Below are 20,840 nucleotides of genomic sequence, written 5' to 3' on the forward strand. Positions count from 1 at the left end.
AGTGGCAGGGGACTGATGGGCGGTCATGGTACAGGGCTGCGGGACCACTTTGCTGGCCCGCGAATTTTAGACGGAGCGCGGTGATGGTTGTCACACTTTGTCCAATCTGCAGGGGTGTAGATGATTACGATTCTCTTTTAAGTTGAATCATAAGGACGCTTCATGCATTCGTCTCTTCGCTTTCACCCATTGCCCCTGTGGGTTCGTTTGGCCTTGGCTGCTGGCGCGTCCAGCACGCTGGGGACTGCTGCCCAGGCGGCAGATCCGCAAGCACTGACCCTTGATGAAATGGTCGTTACGGCTTCCGGTTACGAGCAAAGTATCGAGGATGCGCCCGCCTCGATCACGGTGATTGATGGGGAGACGCTTCGCCGCAAGTCTTATCGCGACCTCGGCGACGCCGTGCGTGATGTGGAAGGTGTCGTGGTCAACGGCGGGGCCAATGAAACGGACATCTCCATTCGAGGCATGCCGGCCGATTACACCCTGATCCTGGTCGATGGCAAACGCCAGAGCGCCCGAGAGTCGCGGGTCAACGGCAACAGCGGTTATGAGCAAAGTTTTGTGCCGCCGGCTGCGGCCATCGAGCGCATCGAAGTGGTTCGAGGGCCGATGTCATCGCTGTATGGCTCGGATGCCATTGGCGGGGTGATTAACGTGATCACCCGCAAAGTGTCACCGCAGTGGGGCGGCTCTGTGGGCTACGACTACTCGGCGCGTCAGCACAGCGACCAGGGGAATGCCCGCCAGACTCAGTTCTACCTCAGCGGTCCGCTGAAAGAAGACTTTCTGGGTTTACAGGTCTGGGGCCGCTATCTGGATCGCCAGGCAGATGACGACATTGAGCAAACCAACGGTTTCAGCAATGCCGACCATCGTGACCTGACCGCGCGGCTGGCATTCACTCCGACGGTCGACCACGACATCCTGCTGGAGGCTGGAGCCACGCGCCTCAAGAACGGCGACGGCGTGAGCGCCAATTGGGCCACCCGCGAGCAAGAAAACAATCGCGATCACTGGTCGCTGTCGCACCAGGGCCGCTGGGGCTGGGCGACGTCGGACATGGCGCTGTTCCAGGAAACGTCCAGCCGTGAAGGCAAGGCAACACCTGCGCAAACGGATATCTACGGCCGCAAGCCCGAGATCAAGAGCACGGTGTTCGACGCCAAGCTGGTGGTGCCCACCGCGCACAACGTCAGCTCCGTCGGCGTGCAGTGGAATGAAAGCCAGCTGACCGACTGGAACCAGGGCCTGGGTGATCGCGTCGACTACGAGTTCTCAGTGGTACAGAAGGCCGTGTTTGCCGAAAACGAATGGGCGATGACCGATACCTTTGCACTGACCACCGGACTGCGCCTGGACCATCACGAAGAGTACGGCACCCACGCCAATCCGCGAATCTACGGGGTATGGCGCGCAACCGATAACTGGACCCTCAAGGGCGGTATTGCCCGTGGTTTCAAGGCGCCGGAGCTGCGGGCAGTGGTCAAAGACTACGCCTACCTGCGCCGCAACCGTTTCGTGATGTTCGGCAACCCGGACCTCAAGCCTGAGTCGAGCACCAACTACGAAATGTCTGCGCTGTGGTCCAATCGAGACAATTTGTCGGCAGGTGCGACGGTGTTCTACAACGACTTCAAGGACAAACTTTCAACCGTCACCACCGATGAGCGATGGAATGGCTACATCATCATGGATCGCGTCAACGTCGATAAGGCCGTGATCCAGGGCGTTGAGTTGACCGGGCAATGGGACGTCAACGACAGCGTTGTGCTCAAGGCCAACTACACCTACACCGACTCTGAGCAGAAAAGCGGAGCCAACGCTGGCGCGCCACTGGCGTTGACCCCTAAACAAAAAGCCAATGTGCGCGGTGAATGGGTGGTGACTGATCGCGCCCAGGCCTGGGCGTCGGTCAGTTATTACGGAGAAGAAACCGGCAATACCCTGACTGACGAACCCGCGCCGGGTTACACCACGGCCGATATCGGCGGCTCTTACGAGCTCACCGACTCGATCACGTTGAACAGCTCCCTGAACAACCTCACGGACAAGCGTCTGGACGACGAAACCTACGGCACGGTGAACTACGGTCGCACCTTGTGGATGGGGGCTACGCTGAACTTCTGACCAGGGCCATCGGCAGCCTGACCACGGCGCACAGCCCGGCGGGCGGCCGATTCTCCAGCAGCAATTCGCCGCCATGGGCCTGCACACAAGCGCGGGCGATGGCCAGGCCCAGGCCGATACCGCCATTGTGCGAACCGTCGGCGGCGCCAAACTGTACGAAGGGCTCGAATACTTTGCTAAGCCATTCCTGCGGCAGGCCTTGGCCGTGATCGAGAATTTCCAGGCGCAGGGTGCCGTGGTCTTCCTGGTGCAGGGTCAACGTGGCATCCCCGGCATGACGCAGTGCGTTGTCGATCAGGTTGGTCAAGGCCCGCTTCAACGCCAGGGGACGGCAGGTGAGCATGATCGGCGCCGCGCCTGACCAGGTTACTAGCTGCTTCATGAGCCGGTAGCGCTTGGCCAGATCCTCCAGCATGTCATTCAGCACGATTGTCAGCGTGGGCTCCTGCACGGCATCGTCACGAACGAAGTTGAGGGTTGCGCCCACCATCGCACTCAACTCATCCAGGCTTTCGAGCATGTCCTCTCGGGCAGGGCTTTGTTCCAGCAGCTCCAACAGCAGTCGCAGTTCAGTGATGGGCGTGTTCAGGTCGTGGCTGAGCGCCGCGAGCATTCGAGTACGGCCTTCCACATGGCGGGCGATATTGGCTTGCATGGTGTTAAAGGCTGCCGTCAGGTCGCGTGCCTCTTGCGGGCCGGTCAGGGGCAGTGGCGCAATCCATTCCCCGCGGCTGACGCGTTCGGTCGCCTGGGCCAGGGTTTTGACCGGGCGCACCACGCGGCTGATACAGAACATCACGATCAACAGCACTGGCACTGTCGTCACCGGCAGACTGTACGCCAGCATGCTTCCCCATTCGTAGGCGCCTGCCGGATGCTGCAAGGCGTTGAGGTAGCGCCCGTCGGGCAACTCGATGCTGCTGCGTAGCCGCAGGGGCGCCCAACCGTCGGGGCTGAACACGTGTCCCCGGGCATGGCCGCCGGTGATCCGTTCCAGTTGCATGTCAACGCGCACATCCTGAGCCAATTGCAGTTGCTCGCGCAGGGCGTTGGCCATTCGTTGTTCTTCGGCGCGCATGGCGAAGGGTTCGACCTCGGCCTGCTGATCGATCCAGAACTGCGCGTCCGCGCGGGTGATTGCCCCCAGCAACCGGTCGAAGACTTCGTCTTGAGCTTCCATGGCGACATGGTGCGCAGTCACCAAACGCTCCAAGCTCATGGTTCGCGACAGGGGATGAATCAACGCGCCGGTGTGTTGCACAAACAGCATGGCGATGGCATTGGAGGCGAGTAACGCGAGCAACAACAGTACGCTGAGTTGATGCAGCATCTTGCGGGGCCACAGGGCGCGCAGACGGCTCATGGCGCTTGCAACGTGACATCGGCCGCAAACAGATAGCCGCCGCCCCAGACCGTACGCAGCAACTCTGGCTCCCCGGTGCTGTGCGCCAGCTTGCGGCGCAGGCGACTGACCTGACGGTCGATGGCGCGATCACTGAGATCGCTGTCGGTCGCGGTGGTGAGGTCGATCAGGCGCTCTCGAGGTAGCAGCGTATTAGGATGGTCGAGAAACACCTGCAGCAGCTTGCTTTCGACCGTGCTGAGCACAATCAGCGTCTCTTGATCGCGAGTCAGCGTGGCGTGACTGGCGTTGTACAGCCAGCCTGCGAACAGATAACAAGGGCTCATTTTCACGGTGTTCGTCGAGCTAGCCTGCTTTGCGGCCGCGGGGCGGTGGCGACGTAACACGCTGTTGATTCGTGCTACCAGCTCCCTGGGCTCAAAGGGCTTGGTCACATAATCGTCTGCCCCAAGGTCGAGCCCACGCACCCGCTCGGCAGAGGTGTCCCGTGCGGTCAGCAGAATCACCGGAGTATCGGCGCGCCGATGCAGCCGGCTGCACAAGTCAAAGCCATCGCCATCGGGTAACGACACATCGAGAATGATCACGTCAAAAGCGTGTTGCTTGAGCAATTGCCACATGCCCGCAGCGTCCGCAGCTGTGCGCACATCGAACGTGTGCCGGCGCAGGTACGCAGCCAGCGGTTCGCGAATTTTGCGGCTGTCGTCGACGATGAGTACGCAAGGCGCCGTGTTCGAGGGAAGGGTGGTCATGGCGGGTTGAAACACCGGGATAATCAGATGGCAATGATACTACTAACGCTTCTCAGTTGTTTCTGTATGAGCGTCAATCCTTCTCAGCCTTACAGGCTCGCCCTGCAACGCGGGGAGTTGTAACCAGGTATTGAAGTGGCGATCGTCCTGTGGGTGCTATTGAGAACAATTCGCACTTACATCTGGAAGACCGACCGGTGCAACCTCCTTCGACGAGCAAGTTGGGCTTTTTTTTCAGCGATCATCATCGTTGGCTGTTGCAGCATATCCAGCGGTATTTGCGTAATCACGCGGACGCGGAGGACACAGCCGCCGATACGTTTTGCCAGTTGCTGACGGCCCGGGTTGATCCGGACGGTATCGAGCAACCTCGCGCATACCTCTCGACCATTGCCCGGCGCCTGATTTTTGATCGGCATCGTCGGCGCAAGCTGGAGTTGGCCTACCTCGAACGCCTGTCTCTGTTGCCCGAAGCGCTGGCGCCGTCCCCGGAAGAACAAGCGCTGTTGATCGAAGCCCTGGTGGCCATCGATCGGGCGATTGACGGCCTGCCGATGCCGGTCAAGGCGGCGTTCCTCTACAGCCAGCTGGATGGTCTGAGCTACGTTGAGATTGCCCGCAAGCTTGAGCTGTCGGAGCGCACCGTCAGCCGTTACATGAAACAGGCTTTGCGCCAGTGCTATTTGAGCGAAGGCGCGTTATGAGCAAGCAGCGTCTTGATCCCGTCAGCGAGCAGGCGATCGACTGGATGGTGCGCCTGCGTGCCGGCGAGCCGAATGTTGCGCTGCAAGAACGCTTCAATGCCTGGCTGGCCCTCGACCCCGCCCATGCCCAGGCCTGGACTACGTTGCAGGAACGACTGGGTGCTTCTTTCAGTACCGTTCGCGCGCTTGATCGGCGGGTGCCCGGACAGGCGGGCGAAGCGCGCCAACTGTTGCTGCAACCCAAGGCTTCGCGCCGTGATGCGCTGAGGGTTATCGCGGGGCTTGGCTTGCTTGGCGGCGCTACCTGGGTCGGTGCGCGCAGCCCATGGGGAGACTCACTGCTGGCTGACCTGCACACCGGGCGCGGTCAGCGTCAGGACTTCACGCTGGCGGACGGCAGCCGCCTGAGCCTGAATGCCGAGAGCTCGGTGGACCTGCGCTTCGATAACCAACAACGTCTGGTGATCTTGCGCCACGGTGAACTGGTGATCCAGGTCGCTGCCGATCCTCTTCGTCCGTTGAGTGTGCGCACCGCAGAAGGTGAAATTCGCGCACTGGGCACTCGCTTCCTCGTGGCCCAGGAGCACGGCGCCACTCGCGTAGTGGTGTTGCAGCACTCGGTCAACGTGCGGTTGTTCGACGGCACGAGCCAAGTTCTACAGGAAGGCCAGTCAGCCATCATGCAAGCCAGCCACATTGCCCCGATTGCCGGTGATCAACATCATCGGGCCGATTGGTTAGTCGGGAGCCTCAATGTGCTGGACGACCCACTGGAGCAGGTGGTCAACGCGCTACGCCCTTACAGTCGCGGTTTTGTGCGGGTGGCTCCCGAAGTCCGCAACGTGCGTGTTCAAGGGGTGTTTCCGTTGAACAATCCTGACCGGGTGTTCGCGGCACTGGCGGAAACGCTGCCGATTCGGGTTGATCGCTACAGCCCTTGGTTGACGTTAATTAGTGCGAAATAGTGGAGCCGGAGCGTTATTTTTGAAAATCGCTCTCATGTGTGTCTGGTTTTCATTTCTCGTCCCACCTATCTCCTGACACTTCCACATTTTCAGGAGAACGCTGTGTTCAACCCGTGGCCTCACCCCCTTTGCGTCGCCGTCGCCCTGGCAACGCTGGCAAGTTCTACGCTGGCTCAAGCTCAGGATCGGACCTTCAATCTGCCCTCCGGCCCGCTCGCCAGCATCCTGAATGCCATTGCCAGCCAGAGCGGACACATCGTTTCGCTGGAGCCGTCGCTGGTTAAGGGCAAACAGGCGCCAGCAGTGGTCGGCAAGATGCCCGCCGAGCAGGCGATGCAACAGGCACTGATGGGCAGCGGCTTGCAATTGCGCGTGACCGATCAAGGCAACTTCAGCGTCGAGCCGGCCATTGACAGCAATGCCGCGCTGCAACTGGGGGCTACCAACATCGTTGAACTCAGCACGGATGCCACCACTGAAGGGTCGGGCTCCTACACCTCACGGGCCGTGACCATCGGCAAGGGCACCCACACCCTCAAGGAAATACCGCAGTCGATCACTGTGGTGACCCGCAAGCAGCTGGACGATCAAGGTCTGACAGACCTCAAGGACGCGGCCAACAAGACCACCGGACTGGTCGGTGCACAGGGCGTGGGCAAAGGGATGATCCTCAGTTCGCGCGGGTTCCAGATCGACGACTGGCAATACGACGGTGTGCCGATCCCGCGCAACACCTATGCACTGGGCAACTGGGCAACCCAGGACCTGATCTTCTTCGATCGCATGGAAGTGCTGCGTGGCGCATCCGGTCTGCTGCAAGGCACCGGCAGCCCGGGTGGCGCGGTCAATCTGGTGCGCAAACGCGGGCAGATCGCCCCCACGGTGACCCTCACCGGCAAGGCGGGCTCCTGGGATCATTACGGCTTGCAACTGGACGCCGGCGGACCGCTGAACCAGACAGGCACGGTCCGTGGCCGCTTCGTGGCCGACCAGGACGACAGCCACTCGTTTGTCGATTCCGAATGGAGCAAAACCACCTCGCTATACGGTGCGCTGGACTTCGATTTGCGCGACGACACCACCCTGGGCTTGGCGGTCAGCCAGTCCAGCGGCGAGTCGCGTCCAATGGTCCGTGGTTTTCCGCGCTATGCCGACGGCAAGGCCATCGACCTGTCGCGCAGCACCTACACCGGCGCGAAGTGGAACCACTCCCAGATCGATGTCACCACCCTGTATGCGGATCTGGAACACAGATTCAACGACGACTGGGCCTTCAAGGTCGGCGCCGTGCGTCAGGCCGAGGGCAATAAAGCCAAGAACCAGCGGGTGCAATCCATCCAGCAGGGCTTGGCGGCTGATGGCACCGGCGTGCAGTACGCCGACTTTTACTCGAACTTCGACTCCACCAAAGTCGGCCTGGACATGAACCTCACCGGCAAATTTGAAGCCTTGTCCATGCAGCAGGAAATCATGGTGGGCGGCAACTATTCGAAGTTGACCTCGGACGACAAATACGCGCGTACCTTCAATAACAGCACCGACACTCTTTTCGGTATCGACCATGATCGGCCTGACATCAGCTACGAAAGCCTGATCAATGCTCCCCAAGGGCAGGGCACCCTGAGCAACTATGACATTCGCCAAAAAGGCCTCTACGGCAGTTGGCGAGTCAAGCCGGTCGACTCGCTGACCTTGGTGCTGGGTTCCCGGGTCAGTTGGTACGACTACAGCTACACGTATTGGACCCAGAAAACGTCCGGCATTACCGCCAACCCGGACAGCACCACCAACGAAACCGGGCAAGTCACCCCTTATGCCGGCATCGTCTATGACCTGAGCCGCGAGTGGGCCGTATACGCCAGCTACACCGACGTTTTCGAACCACAGACTGCCCGCACCGTAACGGGGCCTGTGCTCAAGCCGGTGATCGGCAGCAACTACGAAGTCGGGATCAAGGGTGAGTTGATGGACGGCCGGGTCAACACCTCCCTGGCGGTGTTCCGTTATGACCAGGAAAACCGTGCTGTCCTCGACCTGGCGTCGCCACAGATCTGCGACGGTTGGTACTGCTCGGTCGCCTCAGGGAAAGTGCGCAGCCAGGGGATTGAGGCTGAAATCAGCGGTGAAGTGACCGACAGTCTGCAACTGTTTGCCGGTTACACCTACAACACCACCCAGTACCTCAAAGACCCGGAAAACGAAGGCAAAATCTTCAGTTGGTGGACGCCCAAACACATGCTGCGGGTGTGGAGCAACTACCAGTTCGGCGGTGACTGGAATCGTGTGAGCACCGGCCTGGGCTTCACCGCCCAAACCCGCACGGTTGGTTACGACCACTCCGTCAACGTACCGGGCTACGCGGTATGGAATGCCCGAGTTGGCTACCAGATGACGCCGGAGATCGAACTGGCGATGAACGCCAACAACCTGTTCGACAAGACTTACTTCACTGCAGGCTATAACCAGCTCAACGGCAACAACAACTACGGTGATCCGCGTAACGTCATGTTCAGCGTTAAGTACACGCCGACGTTCTAATGCCACCCATCACGCGTGTGGACGGAGGTTCGATCTTGAAGCCGCGTGAAGCCCGGAAATCCCAAACGCCAGAAACACGAAAGCCGCGCAGTGCGCGGCTTTGAGTATGGTGGGCCCAGTAGGACTCGAACCTACGACCAAGGGATTATGAGTCCCCTGCTCTAACCAACTGAGCTATAGGCCCTCAGTAGGCCGCGGATTATAACGACGGTTTCTCAGTAGTGCTATCCGAAAAATCTGAAATTGATATGCGAAGGAAGGTTGCCGCGAATTTTTCAGCCGATAGAGGGGCGCTGACGATTGCGCCCTGGATGTGTTCGCAACCGGCTTGGGCCAGAAAGGCACGCTGTGCCCCGGTTTCTACGCCGTCCGCGATGATGGTCAATTGCAAGCTGTGCCCCAGTGTAATGATCGCGTGAACGATAGCGGCGTCGTGTACGTCATCGGGCAGGCCCTTGATAAATGACGAGTCGATTTTCAGGGTGTCCAACGGCAAGCGCTTGAGGTAGCTAAGGGATGAGTTGCCAGTGCCGAAATCGTCAATGGACAGTTTTACTCCCAGTTGCTTGAGTCGATGCAGGGCCTCACAGGCCTCTTCGGCTTGGCACGTTATGAAGCTTTCGGTGATTTTAAGTTGCAAGAAACCGGGTTTGAGCATGCAGGTGTTGAGCAGATGCTGGATGTGTTCCAGTAACCCGGGTTGGTGCAGTTGTGCACTCGCGAGGTTGACTGAGATTGCTCCAAATGGGGTGTATACCTGGTGCCATGAATGCAGTTGCTGGCAGGCGCGCTCAAGCATCCAGTCCCCGATTTGTATGATCATGCCGTTTTCTTCGGCCAGATGAATCAGGCGCTCATGGGGTATCTCTCCGAGAATGGGATGGACCCAGTGGAGCAATGCTTCGGCACCGACCAAGCTGAAGTCATCCAGGCTGATTTTGGGCAGGTACAACAGTGATACCTGGCCTCGCTCCAGAGCACGACGCAGTTCATGGCTCAGGACGACTCTGGCACTGGCTTGTGAGCCAAGGTCGTGGCTGTAGCGTTCGACGCGGTTGCGCCCTTTGAGTTTGGAGTGATACATCGCGAGATCGGCGTTTTTGACGAGTGTGGCGACGTCGTCGCCATCATCCGGGAATACGCTGGTGCCGATGCTGGCACTGATGAAAAGCTCGTGCTCGCCTGCGAGGAAGGGAGCGTTGAAACACGCAAGCAGCTTGTGGGCAATCATTTGCGCATCATTTGTTTGTTTGAGCCCGGGTAGCAAAATGATGAACTCATCGCCGCCCAGGCGGGCAACAGTGTCTACGTCACGTAGCTGTTCTTTGAGGCGGGTTGCGATGCCTTTCAACAAAAGATCGCCCACGGGATGTCCGAGGCTGTCGTTGATATTTTTGAATCGATCAAGGTCCAGAAATAGCACGGCACTACGTTGGCCGTTGCGTCTCTGGTCGGCGAGCACCTCGCACAACCGGTTTTCAAACAGTAAACGATTGGGAAGGTTGGTCAGCGGGTCGTGATGGGCCTGGTGGTCAAGGCGGGCCTGGGCATGCTTGAGGCTGGAAATGTCAGAAAACACCGCCACAAAGTGGGTGATCAGGTTGTCGCTGTTGCGCACGGCGCTAATGGTCAACCAGTTAGGGTAGATTTCGCCATTTTTGCGTTTGTTGCTGATCTCGCCCTGCCAGTTGTCTGCGTTCGACAATTGGTGCCACATGGCAGCAAAAAAGACCTTGTCGTGTTGGCCTGAAGCCAGGATTCGTGGTGTTTGGCCCAGCACTTCGCTTTCGCTATAGCCGGTGATTTCGGTGAAGGCCCGATTTACTGCGGTGATTTTTTGCTGGGGGTCGGTAAAGATGATGCCTTCGGCCGTACTTTCAAAGACGGTGGCCGTCTGCAAGAGTTTTTCCTGCATTTGGTGGCGTTCGGTAATGTCGTGAATGAGGGTCAGAATGCAGTCTTCAGCTCCGATGATCAGCGGGTAGCAGGAGATTTCACAGAGACGAATGTGTCCGTCTTTATGACGGAAGTTGCAGCTGAAGTCCCGTACAAAGCCGTCCTGTTCCAGTAGTCGTAGTACTTCGCGCCGTTGCTGAAAATCTACCCATAGATGCAAGTCAAACGTTGAGTGGTGCAAGGCGCTGGCATTGTCATAACCACTGAGACGGCTGAAGCCTTCGTTTATCTCTATCAGCAGGCCGTCACTTTTTCGGCTCACCAATAGGCCATTGGGTGAGGCGTGGAAAACTTTGACGAACTTTTCTTCGGATAACTGCAAGGCTTCTTCGGTCTGCTTCGTTTCGCTGATATTGATCATCAGGCCGCGCAGGACGATCTGCTGGTTGTGGGTTGTGATGCTGGCAATGTCGCGCAGCCAAAGTGTGTTGCCGTCTGCGGTAATCACGCGATAGTCCAGGCTGTGGTCGCAGTTGGCACTGACCTCTTTTTCACGGTAGGCCCGGGCTCGGGCCAGGTCGTCGGGGTGCAGGATTCGGTCCCAGAAACCCAGGCTTAGCCATTCGGCAATCGGATAACCCAGCAACGCTTCTGCCTGGGGAGAGACATAGGTATAGGTGTCGCCGTCCAGGCGCGCTTCCCATGCGATAGCCGAAAGGCTTTCAATCATCCCCCTGTAGTGATGCTCGCTGCTACGCAGTTCCTGCTCAAGGGATGTTCGCCGGGAAATTTCGGAGCTCAGGCGTCGATTGATGCGTACGACCACGAGCAGCACGATGATCAATAGCAGCGCGCCGGGGAGGACATACAGCAGCAAGGTGCGCCACAGTGCGCGATAGTCGCTTATGTTGCCGACCCAGTACTGCTGAATGCTTTCGGTTTCACTGGGGCTTATATCAGCCAGCACCTTGTCGAGCAGTTCGAGCAGAACGGTCTGACTTTTGGGTACGGCCATGGCCAGTTGAAAGCGATATGGCGTCTCCCCGCTGACGTAAAGGCCGTCGAGCTTGAGCTGGCGCAGGCTCCATACGCTGGAGGCCAAGTCACCAACCATGGCGTCGACCTGGTCAGTGGCCAGCGCCTGGAGAGCCGAACTGACGTTGGGCAGTGCAACGATATTCAAGTCCGGGTACTGCGCGCGCAGAAGCTCATGGGGGGCGTAGTTTTCAATGACGCCGACCCTGAGGCCGTAGAGGTCTTCGATATTTTTTGGGGCCGCGCCGCCCTTGTGGGCGAGGATAACGATGGGGAAGTCCAGATAGGGCCGGGTAAACGCAAGGTACTTTTGGCGTTCAGGTGTCGACATGATGCCGGGCAGCAAGTCGATTTTGCCCTCTTTGGTCTGCGCCAGTACTTCGCTCCAGCTAGGGGCGGCGACCGGTTTGAGGGTTATATCCAGCCGGTCGCTGATCAGTCGGATGTAATCGGCGGCCAGGCCTTTGTAGTTGCCTTGCGCATCGCGAAATTCAAATGGCGGCCACGTGGTATCAATACCAAGGATCAGCTCAGGATGGTCTTTGAGCCACTGCTGTTCATCATCGGTGAGCGTCAGGGCGTGGGTGCCCGTGGCCCAAACGACAAGCGACAGTAGCAGGGTGGCCAGCAATCGTGACATGCGCGTCTCTTCAGTGCGCCTGGATGCATCCAGTGTAGTCGGGCTGTGGCAGGGGGAGGGTGCAGGAGGGGTTTTAGCTATAAAGCAAAACCCCCGGCAGGGCCGGGGGTTTTGTTATCACTCGTCGAGGAAGGAGCGCAGATGCTCGCTTCTCGTCGGGTGGCGCAGCTTGCGCAACGCTTTGGCTTCGATCTGACGAATCCGTTCACGGGTAACGTCGAACTGTTTACCAACCTCCTCAAGGGTGTGGTCGGTATTCATGTCGATGCCGAAACGCATGCGCAATACCTTGGCTTCACGGGCTGTGAGGCCGCCGAGTACGTCGCGTGTCGCTTCTTTAAGGCTCTCAACAGTGGCTACATCGATTGGCGACTGCATAGTCGAGTCTTCGATGAAGTCACCCAGATGGGAGTCTTCGTCATCACCGATCGGGGTTTCCATGGAGATCGGCTCTTTAGCGATCTTCAATACCTTGCGGATTTTATCCTCAGGCATTTCCATGCGTTCGCCCAGCTCTTCCGGGGTCGGTTCGCGACCCATTTCCTGCAACATCTGGCGGGAAATACGGTTGAGCTTGTTGATCGTCTCGATCATGTGCACCGGAATACGGATGGTGCGGGCCTGGTCGGCGATCGAGCGAGTGATCGCCTGACGGATCCACCAGGTGGCATAAGTCGAGAATTTGTAGCCGCGGCGGTATTCAAACTTGTCTACCGCTTTCATCAAGCCGATGTTGCCTTCCTGGATCAGATCGAGGAACTGCAAGCCACGGTTGGTGTACTTCTTGGCGATGGAGATAACCAGACGCAAGTTGGCTTCAACCATTTCTTTCTTCGCGCGGCGGGCCTTGGCCTCACCGATCGACATGCGACGGTTGATGTCCTTGATCTCGGCTATCTTCAGGCCGGTTTCTGCTTCCAGGGCAGACAGCTTTTGCTGGCAACGGATGATGTCCGGTTGCAGGCGACCAATGGCTTCAGCATATTTGCTTTTGCCTTTGGCCAGCGCGTCGCTCCAGCTTTCGTCGACTTCGTTGCCCGGGAACAGGCGCAGGAAATCGGTACGCGGCATGCGTGCATCACGTACACACAGCTGCATGATGGCGCGCTCTTGTGCACGCAGACGCTCCAGGGCGCTGCGAACACGCTCAACCAGGCCTTCGAATTGCTTCGGGACCAGTTTGATCGGCATGAACAGCTCTGCCAGTGCAACCAGCTCGGCAATTGCCTGCTTGCTGCCGCGGCCGTGCTTTTTCAGTGCCTTGCGAGCGATTTCCATCTGATCGGAAACGGCGCCAAAGCGCTGAGCCGCGATGATCGGGTCGGGGCCGCTTTCGACCTCTTCCTCTTCCTCGGTGGACTCTTCTTTATCGTCCTCTTCGTCATCACCTTCGGCTTTCACCTTGGGGTCGACAGGAGGCGGCACTTCGGCTGCAGGAGGCGCAATGCCGTCGTCCGGGTCGATATAACCGCTCAGAACGTCGGACAGGCGACCACCTTCGGTGGTGACGCGAGTGTACTCGGAGAGAATATGGTCAACCGTGCCAGGGAAGTGCGCAATTGCGCCCATCACTTCACGGATGCCTTCTTCGATACGCTTGGCGATTTCGATTTCGCCTTCACGTGTCAGCAGTTCTACCGTGCCCATTTCACGCATATACATGCGCACTGGGTCGGTAGTACGACCAATGTCGGTCTCTACTGCCGCCAACGCGGCAGCTGCTTCTTCAGCAGCTGCTTCGTCGGTGTCGGCATCGGCCAACATAAGGGCGTCCGCATCCGGAGCACTCTCGTGTACGGGGATCCCCATGTCATTAATCATGCGGATGATGTCTTCCACTTGCTCCGGATCTGAAATATCTTCGGGCAGGTGGTCGTTGACCTCTGCGTAAGTCAGATACTTCTGCTCACGGCCGAGGGTGATCAACTCTTTGATACGAGACTGCTGTTGCGCTTTTCCGGACATAACACCCTATCCACTGAAGGTCTTGGCGGGCAAAAAACAAGCCGAGGATTATACCTTAGCTATGACCTCACGCGCCAGTTGAGGTCGGGTTTGATGCGGGATTATTGCGACTTAGAAGGTCGCGTAACTGATTTTTTTCTTCGCTACTTAGCTCGCCTTGACGTGCTTTTCGAAGAAGTTGCTCTAGATTTCGCTCGCGTTGGCGAGCTGACAAGCTAGTTATGGTGTCGAAAAACTGTTGTTCAAGGTTGTCGGCATCAATTAGCCATTCCTTTTCCAGCAGTCTTTGCAGCAAACGGCCCTGTTCAGTGCCGTGCCAGCGGGACAGTAGCTGTATAGAGCTTAGCTTAGGATTTTTCTGTACGGCCTCTACCAGAGCAATCAATAGCTGGTTATTAGTCTGGTCTTCTGCAGCAAAGTGCCCGGCATCCTCAACTTTTTTGGCCAGTTGCGGATGGTGCAGGAGGGTGCGCAGGGCTGTCAGTGTAGGCGGTTCAACGCCTACGGGGATCCAGGCCTGCTCGCGCTCGCCGCCACGCTTGCCTTTTTTGTCCCAGGGCTTGTTTTCCCACTTTTTGCCGCCGGCACCAGACTTTTTCGGAGTCCATTCCTGTTGAGGGATGTACATGTCCGGTTGCTGGAAGTCGCCGTAGTCGGGCATTGCATCGTAATCAATGCCGGGGTCGTAAGTCGGTTGGACCTGGGGTTTTGCAGGTGCGTTTTGCGCCAGTTGACTGACTGTCTCGCTGGTGAGGCCGGTAATTTCGCTCAGGCGCTGACGCATCAAGGTCCGCAGGTTTGCGCCCGGGACTTTGTCGATCAGCGGTGCTGCCAGCGTGGCCATATGAGCTTTGCCTTCCAGCGAGCGAGGGTCAGCTTCTTCGGTTAATTGCTGGAAGAAGTAATCGGCCAGTGGCTGTGCGTGCTGGTTGATGCGGGCCTTGAAGGCGTCAGTACCTTCGGAGCGCACCAGTGTGTCCGGGTCTTCGCCTTCGGGCAGGAACAAAAAGCGTGCGCGCCGACCGTCCTGCAAGCACGGCAGTGTGGCTTCCAGTGCGCGCCAGGCGGCATTGCGGCCTGCCTGGTCGCCGTCAAAACAGAACAGCACGCTGGGCACCACGCGAAACAGGCGTTTCATGTGTTCTTCGCTGGTGGCGGTGCCCAGTGTGGCGACGGCATTGCGCAGGCCTTGCTGGGCCAGTGCAATGACGTCCATGTAGCCTTCAACCACGATGATTTCGTCGAGGCTACGATTGAATTTGCGTGCTTCGAACAGCCCGTACAGTTCCTGGCCTTTATGAAAGACCGGGGTTTCAGGGGAGTTCAGGTATTTGGGCTTGTCATCGCCCAGCACTCGGCCACCGAAGGCGATGATGCGACCACGACTGTCGCGGATCGGAAACATGACGCGATCGCGAAAACGGTCGTAGCGTTTGCCGGTCTCGGCGTTCTCCACCAGCAGGCCGGCATCGATCATCGCTTTTTGCTGCAGCGTGTCACTGCTTAAGTGCTTGTACAGGTTGTCCCAGCCTGGCGGGGCGAATCCCAGGCCGAAGTCGCGGGCGATTTCGCCAGTCAGGCCGCGGCCCTTCAAGTAGTCCACGGCTGCTTTGCGTGCTGGATGGATTTTTAAGGCCTGGCGATAAAAATCAGCCGCCGCAGTCAGAAGTGGGTAGAGCGGAGAGTCAGTCGGTTGCCGCGGTTTATGTGGGCGGCCGCTTTCTTCTCTCGGAATCTCCATGCCGGCGGCTTTGGCCAGTTCTTCGACAGCCTGGGGGAAGTCCAGATTGTCGTGGTCCATGATGAAGCCGAGGGCGTTGCCACCCGCGCCGCAGCCAAAGCAGTAATAAAACTGTTTGTCAGGGCTGACGCTGAAAGACGGGGTTTTTTCTTTGTGGAAGGGGCAGCAGGCAGTGTAATTTTTGCCGGCTTTCTTCATTTGCACGCGAGAGCTAACGACATCGACGATATCGGTACGGTTCAGAAGGTCGTCAATAAAGCTCTGGGGGATTAACCCGGCCATGGCGTTCTCGTCATCACTGCGCAGAAATAGGTCCGTATAAAAGGCTTGGTCATCGCGCGTGCAGGCGAATGCTCTGCTCGATCGTGGGGCGTCTGCTCAATTATTTCGGGGAAGTGTATCTGCCGAAACCCGTTCTGCTCATTTTAATCAGAGTGAGTGGGATCGATAATTTTTACGCTCTGAGTCCGGCACTGACCAATGGCTGGTCTCGGATAGCTCATAAGCAGGCACTGGAGAGGTGCCTTGGGCTGATCGTCTTTAAGGAAAATCAGAGAGGTGTGCTCGTCGGTAGCCTTGGAAGGCTCGTCAGTAAAGACGTGCACCGCTGGCTATTAGGCCAGGTCTGACGTGATGTAGCGCTTGTCGCGGTCGCATCTGCGGCCTTGACGATAAAGCATGTAACCTTCAACAACTGCCTACGGCCCGGCTTTAGGCCGGGCTTGGCAGAAGCGTGCTACGAACGTCTGTGTATTAGTACAGACGAACGGCGCGGCGCTGCTCGCGCTGAACTTTCTTCGCGTGACGCTTAACAGCAGCTGCTGCTTTACGTTTACGCTCAGAAGTCGGCTTCTCGTAAAATTCGCGGCTGCGAACTTCAGCCAGAACACCGGCTTTTTCGCAGGAGCGCTTGAAACGACGCAGAGCTACGTCGAAGGGTTCGTTCTCTTTTACTTTGACGGCTGGCATCCAGAGCTACCTTCATTCATTACCGGGGTCAACGTCTCAAGGCAAAATCGCGTTGGAAGACGTCGGTTTTTAAGGGTTGCGGATGTTAACCCCTCATCGACCGGAATGCAAAGCCTCTGATCGAAAACCGCTGGCCGGGGGCGGGAGTGGCGACTATTATGCGCGCCTTCGAATTTAGCCTCTACAAGGCGTAAACCCATGCTAGTACTGGGATTAGAAACCTCCTGCGACGAAACCGGCGTCGCGCTATACGACAGTGAACGCGGGCTTTTGGCCGATGCACTGTTCAGTCAGATCGACCTTCACCGCGCTTATGGCGGTGTGGTTCCGGAGCTGGCTTCAAGGGATCACGTCAAACGCATGCTGCCCTTGATTCGTCAGGTGCTGGCTGAGGCTGACTGCGTGCCTACCGAGATTGACGCGATTGCCTACACGGCTGGCCCGGGATTGGTCGGAGCCCTTCTGGTTGGGGCTTCTTGCGCTCAGGCGCTGGCCTTTGCCTGGGGTATTCCGGCCCTCGGTGTTCATCACATGGAAGGCCATTTGTTGGCTCCGATGCTGGAAGAGCAGCCCCCGGAATTTCCGTTCGTCGCTTTGTTGGTGTCGGGCGGTCATACGCAGTTGGTTCGCGTTGATGCCATCGGCCAATACGAGTTGTTGGGCGAGACGCTGGATGACGCTGCGGGTGAGGCGTTCGACAAGACTGCGAAGATGATGGGTCTCAACTATCCGGGCGGTCCTGAGATCGCTCGATTGGCCGCTCAGGGCGTTGCGGGGCGTTTTGTGTTCCCCAGGCCCATGACTGATCGACCGGGGCTGCAGTTCAGCTTCAGCGGCCTCAAGACCTTCGCCTTGAACACCTGGCAGCGCTGTGTCGCGGCGGGCGACGATACTGAGCAAACCCGTTGCGATATCTCCCTGGCGTTTCAGCAGGCAGTGGTTGAGACACTAACGATCAAGTGCAAGCGCGCGTTGAAGCACGCGGGGATGAAGCGTCTGGTGATTGCGGGTGGGGTGAGTGCCAACAAGGCGTTGCGTGTATCGCTCGAAAAAATGCTCGGCGATATGAATGGCAATGTTTATTACGCTCGGCCGGAATTTTGCACGGATAACGGCGCGATGATTGCGTTTGCCGGTTGTCAGCGCTTACAGGCCGGTCAGCACGAAACATTGGCGATCAGTGTGCAGGCGCGCTGGCCGATGGAGCAATTGAAGCCCCTGTAAACGCTGTGTCTGGATCGCACGTGAGGTTTTTTCACGGGCAATATTCAGAAATGCCGTTCGCGCCCAGCCATCAGGTCGCGTAAATTGCCGCGGTGGCGCCAGACAATCAGTGCCGTCAGGACGCTCATGGGTAGCAGGGCGGCAGGCTCTTGCCAGGCCAGCAATGGCAGGGTCAGGGGTGTGGCGATCAACGCGGCCAGTGAGCTGGTGCGGGTCAGTTGAAAGGTCAGCAGCCAGGCTGCGACCGCCAGCAATGCCGCAGGCGGGTAAAGCCCCAGCAGCATGCCTGCAGCCGTGGCGACACCTTTGCCGCCGCGAAAGCGGAAGTACGCAGGGTACATGTGCCCGACGACGGCGCAGATGCCGATCCAGGCCTGGTCTTGGAGCGAGAAATCCAGTTGATAGGCCAGCAGGACGGGTAAAAGCCCCTTGCACAGGTCGCCGAGCAAGGTCAGGACGGCAAGCTTTTTGCCAGCCAGACGCAACATGTTGGTTGCGCCTGCATTGCCGGAGCCACTCATTCGCGGATCGGGAGTTCCCGTCAGGCGGCTGAGCAAAATGGCAAAGGACAGAGAGCCGAGCAGGTAGGCGAGGGTCGCCAGTAACCAAAACATGCTAACTATTCCGGGCGAGGACGCCCTGATTCTAACGGGGCATTGCGCCCTTGTCGTGCTGCGGAGAAGAGTGCTTGGACAGAGTGTTTATCGAAGGCCTGGAAGTCGACACCGTAATTGGTGCTTATGACTGGGAACGTGGCATCCGTCAGTGTCTGCGTCTTGACCTGAGTTTTGCGTGGGACAACCGTCCGGCTGCCGCTGGCGATGATCTGACGCTGGCTCTCGATTATGCGAGCGTTTCCACGCGCATTCAGGTATTTGCCGAGCAAGCTCAGTTCCAGCTGGTGGAAACCTTTGCAGAGCGTCTGGCGCAAGTATTGATGAGTGAGTTCAATATTCCCTGGTTGCACCTCAAACTGACCAAGCCTGGTGCCGTTGCAGCGGCCGCCGGGGTTGGCGTGGAGATTGAGCGCGGATGTCGCTAACTCAGGTTTATCTCGGGCTGGGCAGTAATATCGAGCGCGAAAAACACTTGCTGGCGGGGCTTGAGGCTCTGGCTGATTTTTTGTGCGACATACACTGCTCTGCGGTGTTTGAAAGTCAGCCTGTGGGTATCAAAAGCGGGCCGTTTTTCAATCTGGTGGTGTCGGCGAAAACCGATTTGCCACTGATCGAGTTAAGTCGACGTTTAAAGCTGATCGAGGCTGATAACGGACGTTATGCTCAAGATCGCAAAGGGTTGCCTCTGGATATCGACGTGCTGTTTTACGGCGATCTGGTCGGTAATTTTGACGGGTTGACGTTGCCACGTGCAGAGATTCTCAAGAACGCTTTCGTATTGTGGCCACTGTCTTTGATAGCTCCAGACAAAGTGCATCCTGGTGTGGGCAAGCCTCTTGCTCAGATGTGGGCAGAGGCAAAGATCGATCAAGTGCTCGCGCCTGCTGCATTTGAGTGGCGGGGCGAGCAGTTAACGCCGCTGGAGATGCTTTCGCATCTGTAGCCGCTGCCGCAGGCTGCGATAAGGGCCGTAGGCCCTTCGATATTTCGGGGCTGCTTCGCACCCCATCGCAGCCTGCGGCAGCGGCTACAGAAGTTCTGAGTCAGTATTTTGCCGCAGCTTTGTAGGCCTGTAGCGCCTTGAGCCGCTCGTGCTTCAGTGCCTCACCCAGTTCGGGGCCTTTGAAGCCCTGCTCCAGCAGTGGTTGCACGGCCACGGCCAGTGCGGCTCGAGCTGCGCCGCGCAAGTAGTCAGCTTGCGGGTATGGTCGATTTTCCAGCCCCAGGCGCCCTCTGGCGTCCATCTCGCATGCCGCGATAAATTCCTCGAATCGCTGCGGGCGACGGTATACGTCAAAGCGCTGCAATAACTCCAGTAGCGTCGACGCCTTGAGCTCAAGAGCGCGATGGCCGTGGGTGTGGTACTCGCCCACCAGCACTGCCAGTTCCTGACAATCCCTCGGCACTTTGTAGCGATCATTTACGGCTTTGATCAGGCGCAACCCTTTGTGCTCGTGGGCAATGTGCCTTGGCCAGTCTTTCTCCGGTGTAAGCCCCTTGCCAAGGTCGTGCAGAAGGCAAGCCCAGCGAACGGTCAGCGGTTGTTTGTGCAGTGCAGATTGCTCCAGAACGCTCAGGGTATGAACGCCGCTGTCTATTTCCGGGTGGTGGGCAGGGGGCTGCGGCACGCCAAACAATGCGTTCACCTCGGGTAGCAGCACCTCGAGCGCGTCACAGCTACGCAATACTTCGATAAACACCTGAGGCTGGTCTTCCATCAGTGCGCGGGAAATTTCTTTCCAGCAGCGCTCCGGGGTCAAGGCTTGTAGTTCGCCGGATCTGGACAGTTGGCGCATCAGTTCCAGTGTCTCTGGTGCGATGCTAAAGCCAAGGCTCGCGTAGCGTGCGGCAAACCGGGCCACGCGCAGGACTCTGAGGGGATCTTCGGCGAAGGCGGGGGAAACGTGGCGTAAAATACGCTCCTCAAGATCGCGCAGGCCATTGTAAGGGTCAGTGACATTACCAGCTTCGTCCTCGGCCATCGCATTGATGGTCAGGTCGCGACGTATCAGATCTTCTTCAAGGGTAACGTCTGGGCTGGCATGGAAGATAAAGCCTCCATAACCCTGACCACTTTTGCGCTCGGTGCGGGCCAGCGCATATTCGTCGCCAGTTTTGGGGTGAAGAAATACCGGGAAGTCTGAGCCTACGGGGCGAAACCCCATGGATAGCATTTGCTCGGCCGTTGCGCCAACCACCACCCAATCAATGTCGGTGACAGGCTTGCCCAGCAGGCGATCACGTACGGCGCCGCCAACTTTATAGATCTGCATAAAAAAACCTCCGTTAGCGCGACAGGAT

At 58.1% G+C, this 20,840-nt stretch carries 15 protein-coding genes and 1 tRNA gene; 7 read left to right on the forward strand and 9 right to left on the reverse strand.

The annotated features are described in order from the left end of the window. The first annotated feature begins 162 nt into the window (after positions 1 to 162). Complete coding sequence (locus RGV06_RS16640) at positions 163 to 2,130, forward strand: TonB-dependent receptor domain-containing protein (RefSeq protein ID WP_019823051.1); 1,968 nt, start codon at positions 163 to 165, stop codon at positions 2,128 to 2,130. Here RGV06_RS16640 and RGV06_RS16645 read toward each other — a convergent pair. Both RGV06_RS16645 and RGV06_RS16650 read right to left on the reverse strand, forming a co-directional pair. Beyond that, positions 2,114 to 3,460 carry an ATP-binding protein gene (locus RGV06_RS16645; protein WP_322151907.1) on the reverse strand — a complete coding sequence of 449 codons (1,347 nt, stop codon included), beginning with the start codon at positions 3,458 to 3,460 and terminating at the stop codon, positions 2,114 to 2,116. The two genes, RGV06_RS16640 and RGV06_RS16645, sit on opposite strands and share 17 nt — an antisense overlap. Before the next feature lie 29 nt (positions 3,461 to 3,489). Then, positions 3,490 to 4,245, reverse strand: coding sequence for a response regulator transcription factor (locus RGV06_RS16650; protein WP_322150564.1), 756 nt, complete (start codon positions 4,243 to 4,245; stop codon positions 3,490 to 3,492). A 197-nt stretch (positions 4,246 to 4,442) separates the two neighbouring features. On the opposite strand from RGV06_RS16650, the gene RGV06_RS16655 reads away from it, so the two are divergent. The 3 genes from RGV06_RS16655 (at position 4,443) to RGV06_RS16665 (ending at position 8,452) form a co-directional block, all read left to right on the forward strand. Beyond that, positions 4,443 to 4,949, forward strand: coding sequence for a sigma-70 family RNA polymerase sigma factor (locus RGV06_RS16655; RefSeq protein WP_198821644.1), 507 nt, complete (start codon positions 4,443 to 4,445; stop codon positions 4,947 to 4,949). Next, positions 4,946 to 5,914, forward strand: a complete 969-nt coding sequence (locus RGV06_RS16660) for a FecR family protein (RefSeq protein ID WP_322150566.1) — start codon at positions 4,946 to 4,948, stop codon at positions 5,912 to 5,914. Before RGV06_RS16655 ends, RGV06_RS16660 begins: the two co-directional genes overlap by 4 nt. A 102-nt stretch (positions 5,915 to 6,016) precedes the next feature. Beyond that, entirely contained in the window at positions 6,017 to 8,452 is a 2,436-nt protein-coding gene (locus tag RGV06_RS16665; RefSeq protein WP_322150567.1) for a TonB-dependent siderophore receptor, read from the forward strand. A gap of 107 nt (positions 8,453 to 8,559) precedes the next feature. Here the strand turns inward: RGV06_RS16665 and RGV06_RS16670 are convergent. The 5 genes from RGV06_RS16670 to rpsU all read right to left on the reverse strand — a co-directional run bounded on the left by RGV06_RS16670 (position 8,560) and on the right by rpsU (position 16,698). Next, positions 8,560 to 8,636, reverse strand: a tRNA-Ile gene (locus RGV06_RS16670). Positions 8,637 to 8,651: 15 nt separating this feature from the next. Then, a complete protein-coding gene (locus RGV06_RS16675; protein ID WP_322150569.1) occupies positions 8,652 to 12,023 on the reverse strand; it encodes a bifunctional diguanylate cyclase/phosphodiesterase in 3,372 nt (1,123 codons plus the stop codon). 117 nt (positions 12,024 to 12,140) lie between these two features. Further along, entirely contained in the window at positions 12,141 to 13,988 is a 1,848-nt protein-coding gene (rpoD, locus tag RGV06_RS16680) for an RNA polymerase sigma factor RpoD (RefSeq protein ID WP_019823064.1), read from the reverse strand. A 67-nt stretch (positions 13,989 to 14,055) separates the two neighbouring features. Beyond that, positions 14,056 to 16,011 (reverse strand): DNA primase, encoded by a 1,956-nt coding sequence (gene dnaG / locus RGV06_RS16685; protein ID WP_019823065.1) that lies wholly within the window; start codon positions 16,009 to 16,011, stop codon positions 14,056 to 14,058. A gap of 471 nt (positions 16,012 to 16,482) precedes the next feature. Beyond that, positions 16,483 to 16,698: a 30S ribosomal protein S21 gene (rpsU, locus tag RGV06_RS16690; protein ID WP_002551877.1), complete on the reverse strand. Its 216-nt coding sequence runs from the start codon at positions 16,696 to 16,698 to the stop codon at positions 16,483 to 16,485. A gap of 198 nt (positions 16,699 to 16,896) precedes the next feature. Between rpsU and tsaD the strand changes: the two genes are divergently transcribed. Further along, on the forward strand, positions 16,897 to 17,922 hold the full coding sequence (gene tsaD, locus RGV06_RS16695; RefSeq protein WP_322150571.1) for a tRNA (adenosine(37)-N6)-threonylcarbamoyltransferase complex transferase subunit TsaD: 1,026 nt from the start codon (positions 16,897 to 16,899) through the stop codon (positions 17,920 to 17,922). 44 nt (positions 17,923 to 17,966) lie between these two features. Here tsaD and plsY read toward each other — a convergent pair whose 3' ends face one another. Further along, a complete protein-coding gene (plsY, locus tag RGV06_RS16700; RefSeq protein WP_019823070.1) occupies positions 17,967 to 18,536 on the reverse strand; it encodes a glycerol-3-phosphate 1-O-acyltransferase PlsY in 570 nt (189 codons plus the stop codon). A 74-nt stretch (positions 18,537 to 18,610) separates the two neighbouring features. Between plsY and folB the strand changes: the two genes are divergently transcribed. Together folB and folK are read left to right on the forward strand one after the other, a co-directional pair. Next, the gene (gene folB / locus RGV06_RS16705; RefSeq protein ID WP_019823072.1) at positions 18,611 to 18,964 is read left to right on the forward strand and encodes a dihydroneopterin aldolase; all 354 of its coding nucleotides are present in this window, start codon (positions 18,611 to 18,613) and stop codon (positions 18,962 to 18,964) included. After that, positions 18,955 to 19,482, forward strand: coding sequence for a 2-amino-4-hydroxy-6-hydroxymethyldihydropteridine diphosphokinase (gene folK, locus RGV06_RS16710; RefSeq protein WP_322150574.1), 528 nt, complete (start codon positions 18,955 to 18,957; stop codon positions 19,480 to 19,482). The genes folB and folK overlap by 10 nt, the downstream gene beginning before the upstream one ends. Positions 19,483 to 19,582: 100 nt before the next feature. Here the strand turns inward: folK and RGV06_RS16715 are convergent, their stop codons facing one another. Next, complete coding sequence (locus RGV06_RS16715) at positions 19,583 to 20,812, reverse strand: multifunctional CCA addition/repair protein (RefSeq protein WP_019823075.1); 1,230 nt, start codon at positions 20,810 to 20,812, stop codon at positions 19,583 to 19,585. Between the last annotated feature and the right edge of the window lie 28 nt (positions 20,813 to 20,840).

The sequence above is a fragment of the Pseudomonas sp. CCI3.1 genome (assembly GCF_034313985.1).
Classification (GTDB): Bacteria; Pseudomonadota; Gammaproteobacteria; order Pseudomonadales; family Pseudomonadaceae; genus Aquipseudomonas; species Aquipseudomonas psychrophila.

Bases quoted from the DNA above. Each gene is read 5' to 3' on its own strand.
- RGV06_RS16640 (WP_019823051.1), top strand. From the start codon at position 163: ATGCATTCGTCTCTTCGCTTTCACCCATTGCCCCTGTGGGTTCGTTTG.
- RGV06_RS16645 (WP_322151907.1), bottom strand. From the start codon at position 3,460: ATGCTGCATCAACTCAGCGTACTGTTGTTGCTCGCGTTACTCGCCTCC.
- RGV06_RS16650 (WP_322150564.1), bottom strand. From the start codon at position 4,245: ATGACCACCCTTCCCTCGAACACGGCGCCTTGCGTACTCATCGTCGAC.
- RGV06_RS16660 (WP_322150566.1), top strand. From the start codon at position 4,946: ATGAGCAAGCAGCGTCTTGATCCCGTCAGCGAGCAGGCGATCGACTGG.
- RGV06_RS16675 (WP_322150569.1), bottom strand. From the start codon at position 12,023: ATGTCACGATTGCTGGCCACCCTGCTACTGTCGCTTGTCGTTTGGGCC.
- rpoD (WP_019823064.1), bottom strand. From the start codon at position 13,988: ATGTCCGGAAAAGCGCAACAGCAGTCTCGTATCAAAGAGTTGATCACC.
- dnaG (WP_019823065.1), bottom strand. From the start codon at position 16,011: ATGGCCGGGTTAATCCCCCAGAGCTTTATTGACGACCTTCTGAACCGT.
- rpsU (WP_002551877.1), bottom strand. From the start codon at position 16,698: ATGCCAGCCGTCAAAGTAAAAGAGAACGAACCCTTCGACGTAGCTCTG.
- tsaD (WP_322150571.1), top strand. From the start codon at position 16,897: ATGCTAGTACTGGGATTAGAAACCTCCTGCGACGAAACCGGCGTCGCG.
- plsY (WP_019823070.1), bottom strand. From the start codon at position 18,536: ATGTTTTGGTTACTGGCGACCCTCGCCTACCTGCTCGGCTCTCTGTCC.
- folK (WP_322150574.1), top strand. From the start codon at position 18,955: ATGTCGCTAACTCAGGTTTATCTCGGGCTGGGCAGTAATATCGAGCGC.
- RGV06_RS16715 (WP_019823075.1), bottom strand. From the start codon at position 20,812: ATGCAGATCTATAAAGTTGGCGGCGCCGTACGTGATCGCCTGCTGGGC.